Below are 6,061 nucleotides of genomic sequence, written 5' to 3' on the forward strand. Positions count from 1 at the left end.
TGATGGCATGCGGACGACAGTGACGCTGGACGAGGATGTGGTGAAGGCCCTCGAGGCCCTCCGCCGCGAGCGAGGCTTGGGCACATCCGCGGCGTTGAACGAGCTCGTCCGCCGCGGGCTCGCAGCCACCGAGCCACCGAGAGCCCGGTTCCGCCAGCGAACCTCCTCGATGGGGACACCCAAGGTGGCCCTCGACGACATCGGCTCGGCGCTCGAGCTGCTCGAGGGTGAGGGGCACGGGTGATCGTCGACGCCAACGTGCTCCTGTACGCCCGCAACGAGGCCGATCCCCGGCACGACCAGGCTCGCACCTGGCTCGAGGACGCGCTGAACGGCCCGACCCGGGTCGGACTGCCGTGGTGGACGCTCGTGGCATTCGTGCGCATCGCCACCAACCCGCGGGCCTTCCCCCATCCGCTCACTCCCACCGAGGCCGCGCTCCAGGTCGGCGAATGGCTCGACGCGCCTCGCGCCTGGCTCCCCGAGCCGAGCGCGGCGTATCGCGAGGTGTTCATCGCGCTGGTGCGTGACCACGACGTGCGCGGCCCGCTGGTCACCGACGCCCAGCTCGCCGCGCTGGCAATCGACCACGGTGTGCCGGTCGTGTCCACCGACGCCGACTTCGCCCGGTTCCCCGCCGTCGAGTGGATCAACCCGCTCGGGACGAGATGATCGCCGGGCTGTCTGCGGCGGTCTGACCCCGACGGTCTGACCCCGGCGGTCTGACCCCGACGGGTGACCATGGCGGTTCGATCGCCGCGCCGCTGGGCGTGCCGGCCGCCCCGGGGAGCACGTGACTTTCGCTACACATGTGTTGCGATTCTCGTCTCCCACTGCTAGCGATGACGGTGCCCTCCCCGGCCACGCCGGCGACCGGTACCGATCGAGCGCACGAGAAGGAGCAACGAGCCCATGGGAGACCGACGGGAGCGACTCGCCTACGAACGCCGATGGCTGATCCTGGCGGTGCTGTGCTTCAGCCTGCTGGTGATCGTGCTCGACAACTCGATCCTGAACGTGGCCATCCCGACGATCGTGCGGGACCTCGACGCCACCAACACCCAGCTGCAGTGGATGGTCGATTCCTACACGCTGATCTTCGCCGGCCTGCTGCTCACCGCCGGCGCGCTGGGCGATCGGTTCGGGCGCCGCGGGGCGTTGCAGATCGGCTTTTTGATCTTCGGAGGCGGATCGGCCCTATCGGCGCTGGCTGGCACCGCCGACCATCTCATCGCCACCCGGGCCTTGATGGGTGCCGGAGCGGCGCTCATCATGCCGGCCACGCTCTCGATCATCACCAACGTCTTCCCCGCTGAGGAGCGGGGCCGGGCGATAGGAGTGTGGGCGGGCGTCGCCGGCCTGGGTGGAGCGCTCGGACCACTGACCGGCGGGTTCCTGGTCGAGCACTTCTACTGGGGCTCGGTGTTCTTGGTGAACATCCCCATCGTCGCCATCGGGGTGATCGCCGGGTTCTTCCTGATCCCAACCTCGAAGGACCCTGCCGCCCCGCGACTCGACATCGCCGGCGCCGCGCTGTCGATCATCGGCCTGACTGCGCTGCTCTACGCGATCATCGAGGCGCCCGCCGAGGGGTGGTCGGACCCGAAGATCCTCGGAGGATTCGCGGCTGGCGCTGCGCTGCTGGTGGTGTTCGCCCTGTGGGAGCGACACACCGATGCACCGATGCTCGACGTGAGCTTCTTCAAGAACCCGAGGTTCACCGCCGCGAGCTCCTCGATCACCCTGGTCTTCTTCGCCATGTTCGGCTCTATCTTCCTGCTCACCCAGTACATGCAGTTCACCCTCGGGTTCGAGCCGTTCGAGACCGGTCTGCGGATGCTGCCGTTCGCCGGGGCGATGATGATCACCGCTCCCACCAGCGCCCGGCTGGCCGAGCGGGTCGGGACCAAGGTGACCGTCGTGGCCGGGATGCTGCTGGTCACCGCGGGGTTGGTGACCATGACCACCCTGGCCGCCGACACCTCCTACCCGGCCCTCGTCTGGCGGCTGATGCTGGTGGCGATGGGCATGGGGTTGGTGATGGCCCCCGCTACCGAGTCGATCATGGGATCGCTGCCCCTGGCGAAAGCAGGTGTCGGCTCCGCGGTCAACGACACCACCCGGCAGGTGGGTGGGGCGCTCGGCGTGGCGGTGATCGGCAGTGTGCTCTCGTCCACCTACGGGCATCGGATCGAGGCGTTCTTCTCGGCCCACCCGGCACCGCCGGAGGCGCTGGCGGCGGCGAAGGGATCGCTGGGAGGGGCCATAGCCGTGGCTACGAACCTCCAAGGTGTCCCCGGGCTCTCCGCGCTGGCGGGCGACCTGCTCTCCACCGCCAACGAGGCGTTCATCGATGCTCTGCACCACGGCGTACTCGTCGGGGCCGTGGTGACCATTCTCGGTGCGCTGGTGGCGGCGGTCTGGCTGCCACAGCGGGCCCGCGCCGAGGACGTGGCCAGCCAGGAAGTCGAGTACGAGCTTGAATGGGACCTGGCTGAACAGCCCTCAGCCTGATCGGGATCCTGCACGGTCGGGATCCCACTCGATCTGTCGCTCGTCCGATGAGCCAGCACACCGAGCACCACCGACCGGGTCGCCCACGCAGCGAGGAAGCTGATGTCGCGATCTTCGACGCGACCCGCACCCTCTTCGGGGAGCTGGGCTACGGAGCATTGACCATCGAGCAAGTGGCGGCCCGAGCCGGGGTGGCGCGGTCGACCATCTACCGTCGGTTTCCGAACAAGGCGGAGCTGGTGATGGCTGCGCTCGAGGCGGCCATGCCAGCCGAGCCGCTGGTGCCCGACACCGGCACGCTCGAGGGCGACCTGTACCAGCTCGGCATCGGGCTGCGCGAGCTGCTCCGCTCGAGCCAGCTCGGCGCGATCTTGCCCGCCGCGATGACCGCTCGATCAACCCACCCGGAGCTGGCCGCACTGCACGAACGGTTCCTACGACGACGGCGCCGGCACGCGGTCGACGCCGTCCGCCGTGGGATCGAGCGAGGTGAGGTCCGCGCCGACGTGGACCCCGAACTGCTCATCGACTTGGTCGTCGGACCCGTCTTCCTGCGGGCCCTGCTGACCGGCGGGCGCCTCGACGATCGGGCGCTGCGCCGGCTCGCCCGGGCCGCCGTCGACGCTCATCGCTGAACCGTCTGGCCCGATCTCCGGGGCAGTCCTCGACCTCTTCGATCGCACACACGTCGCTCAGGCGGTGGGCACCACCTTGAAGGCCTCGGCCAGCCGGCCCCGGTCGAACCCGGCCCCCTCGGCGTTCGCCGCCAGCCACCCGCTCACCATGGCGTCGAGCCCGTCGCGATGGCCGGTCTGGCTGGCGTGCGCTCGCAGGGCCGCCATCTTGTCGGCGAAGGTCTCCGTGACGTCCACCACCAGGTCCGGATCGGGGTGGGCCATCAGCCACACCTGCGGCACGGTGTGCGGGGCGTGGCCCTCCTCCAACAGCTCGGGGAAGGCCCGGGGGTTGCGGGCGTCGGGGTAGACCGCGCACAGCGTCGCCTCCCCGGCGGCGAGGTGGTCGGGGTGGCTGGCGAAGATCCGCTCGAGGATCCGCACCGGTGACTGGCAGATCACCAGCTCTGGCCGGCACCGGCGGATCACCCGGGCCAGGTCCCGCCGCAGGGCCAAGTCGGCCACCACCATCCCGTCGGGGTGCCGCAGGAAGGTGAGGTCCTCTACCCCGACCGCAGCCGCGGCCGCCCGCTGCTCGGCCTCCCGCAGCTCCCGCAGCTCCTCGGCGCTGCGGGTCAGGTCGTCGTCGCCGGCGTCGCCCGAGGTCACCAGGCAGTACGACACCGAACAGCCGACCCGCACCAGCGCGGCCACCGTCCCCGCCGCCCCGAAGTCCACGTCGTCGGGGTGGGCGCAGACCACCAGCGCCCGCTCGGGCGCCGCCAGCGGGCCCCGGTCCGTGACCAGCTCCCCCACGGGCCCCGCCACCTAGCGCAGCACGTAGTCGTCGGGGTTCACGCGGCGGGTCTGCTGCCAGTACTCGAGCAGCGAGAACGGCCAGTTCTGGGCGCTGCGGCCGGTCTCGTTGCGGTACCAGCTGTTGACCGTGGACACCCCCCAGGCGCGGGTCAGGTTCCCGGCGTCGATGCGCTCGTTGTAGGCGTCGTGCACCTCGGGCTTCGGGTCCAGCGAGCCGTACCCGCCCTCGAGCAGCAGCCGCAGCGCGTCGAGCACGTAGCGGACCTCGCACTCGGAGAAGTAGATGATGCTGCCGTTGATCACGATGTTGGTGTTCGGGCCGTACAGGCAGAACAGGTTCGGGTAGCCGGGCACCGTGATCCCCAGGTAGGCGCGGGCGTCGCCCTTCCAGTGCTCGTGCAGCTCCACTCCGCCCCGGCCCACCACCTCCATCGGCGTGAGGAACTTCGACGCCTGGAAGCCGGTGCCGTAGATGATCACGTCCACGGCGTGCTCGACGCCGTCGGCGGTGCGGACCCCCGCCGGGGTGATCTCGGTGATCGCCTCGGTGATGAGCGACACGTCGTCCCGGGTGAGCGTGCGGGCCCAGATCCCGTTGTCGCGGATCACCCGCTTGGCCGCCGGCGGGTAGTGGGGGGTGACGGCCTCGAGCAGCTCGGGGTGGTCGCCGAACTCGGCCTGCAGGTAGCCGAGCAGCATCTGGCGGACCATCTCGTTGCCGGCGCTGACCGACTCGTCCTTCGGTTCCCAGTCGGGGTCGACGGTGACCAGCGGGAGCAGGCCCTCGCAGTTCCGCCAGAACAGCCAGAACCGGTACCAGGAGGCGTAACCGGGCACGTGGCGGAACAGCCACATCTGCTCCTCGGACACGTCGTCGTGGTAATCGGGGGTGGGCAGCAGCCACGGCGGGGTGCGCTGGAACACGAGCACCTCGGCGGCCTCGTCCGCGATCGGGGGCACGAACTGCACCGCGCTCGCGCCGGTGCCGATCACCGCCACCCGCTTGCCCGCCAGGTCCACGCCGTGGTCCCAGCGGGCCGAGTGGAACGACGGCCCGGCGAAGGTGTCCCGCCCGGGGATGTCGGGGAAGCTCGGCCGGTTGAGCTGACCCACCGCCGAGACGATCGCGTTGGCCTCGAGGGTCTCCTCCCCTTCGGGACCGCGAACCTGGAGCACCCACACCTGGCGGTCCTCGTCCCAGGTCGCCCGGGTCACCTCGGTGCGGAACCGGATGTGGTCGCGCACCCCGAACTCGTCCGCGCAGCGGCGGAAGTAGTCGAGCAGCACGTCCCGGGTGGAGAAGTGCTGTGGCCAGTCGTCGCGCTGGGCGAACGAGTAGCTGTAGAAGTGGTTGGACACGTCGACCCGGCAACCCGGGTAGGAGTTCTCCAGCCAGGTCCCCCCGACGTCCTCGTCCTTCTCGAGCACCACGTAGGGGATCCCGGCCTGCCCGAGCCGGTGGGCGGCGAGCAGCCCGGACATGCCCGCCCCGATAACGACCACCCGGAACGGCCGGTCCGGGGCGAGCTCCTCCTTCCGCCAGCCGGGCGCACGCAGGTCCTCGCCGGCGATGCCGAGCTCCTCCTCGAACAACGGGAGGTAGTCGTCCTCGGCCGAGCCGCCGACGACGAACTCGAGCAGCGGTCGCAGGTCGTCGTGGGAGGGGGTGGCGGGAGGCGGGCAGCCGGCGTCGCGGTAGCGGCCGAGGGCGGCGGCGGCGAGGTCCCGGGCCTCGGCCTGGGCCTGCGGGCTCAGACCCCCGTTGGGGTCGAGGATGGCGTTGGGGTCGGGGACGAACTCGTTGCGCAGGATCGAGCGATCCCCGGTGGCATAGGCCACCGCCGCGAGCAGGGGCGGCACCTCGGCCGCCTCGAGCAGCGAGCGGAGGGTGGCATCGTCCTCGACGATCGGCAGGGCGGCCCGGGTGCGTGACATGGCGGGAGTCTCGCGCAGGCCCACCCAGAACGCGTCGTCCCAGCTCATAACTGGCTCTCCGCGATGAGGTGTGGGGCGGCGTGAGGTCGGGGCGCTCTTCGTAGGGGTCCACCAGCGCGGCCAAGGGTCTCGCCATTCTGCAGATGTCTGACGTCCGCAGAAGAAGTGGAGAGACCCTT

At 70.5% G+C, this 6,061-nt stretch carries 6 protein-coding genes; 4 read left to right on the forward strand and 2 right to left on the reverse strand.

Going from position 1 to position 6,061, the window contains the following annotated elements; genetic code table 11:
* The first annotated feature begins 7 nt into the window (after positions 1–7).
* The 4 genes from HZF19_RS14260 (at position 8) to HZF19_RS14275 (ending at position 3,149) form a co-directional block, all read left to right on the forward strand.
* The gene (locus tag HZF19_RS14260) at positions 8–244 is read left to right on the forward strand and encodes a ribbon-helix-helix protein, CopG family (RefSeq protein WP_208029466.1); all 237 of its coding nucleotides are present in this window, start codon (positions 8–10) and stop codon (positions 242–244) included.
* On the forward strand, positions 241–672 hold the full coding sequence (locus tag HZF19_RS14265; RefSeq protein WP_208029467.1) for a TA system VapC family ribonuclease toxin: 432 nt from the start codon (positions 241–243) through the stop codon (positions 670–672). The genes HZF19_RS14260 and HZF19_RS14265 overlap by 4 nt, the downstream gene beginning before the upstream one ends.
* 240 nt (positions 673–912) lie before the next feature.
* Positions 913–2,514, forward strand: coding sequence for an MFS transporter (locus tag HZF19_RS14270; protein WP_208029468.1), 1,602 nt, complete (start codon positions 913–915; stop codon positions 2,512–2,514).
* Positions 2,515–2,561: 47 nt separating this feature from the next.
* Complete coding sequence (locus HZF19_RS14275; protein WP_208029469.1) at positions 2,562–3,149, forward strand: TetR/AcrR family transcriptional regulator; 588 nt, start codon at positions 2,562–2,564, stop codon at positions 3,147–3,149.
* Between the two features lie 57 nt (positions 3,150–3,206).
* On the opposite strand, the gene HZF19_RS14280 is transcribed toward HZF19_RS14275, so the two are convergent.
* Both HZF19_RS14280 and HZF19_RS14285 read right to left on the reverse strand, forming a co-directional pair.
* Positions 3,207–3,956: a PIG-L deacetylase family protein gene (locus HZF19_RS14280; RefSeq protein ID WP_307781236.1), complete on the reverse strand. Its 750-nt coding sequence runs from the start codon at positions 3,954–3,956 to the stop codon at positions 3,207–3,209.
* Positions 3,957–5,930 carry a flavin-containing monooxygenase gene (locus HZF19_RS14285; RefSeq protein ID WP_208029470.1) on the reverse strand — a complete coding sequence of 658 codons (1,974 nt, stop codon included), beginning with the start codon at positions 5,928–5,930 and terminating at the stop codon, positions 3,957–3,959.
* Positions 5,931–6,061 lie beyond the last annotated feature (131 nt).

Source organism: Rhabdothermincola sediminis, from assembly GCF_014805525.1.
Lineage (GTDB): Bacteria > Actinomycetota > Acidimicrobiia > Acidimicrobiales > Acidimicrobilacustridaceae > Rhabdothermincola > Rhabdothermincola sediminis.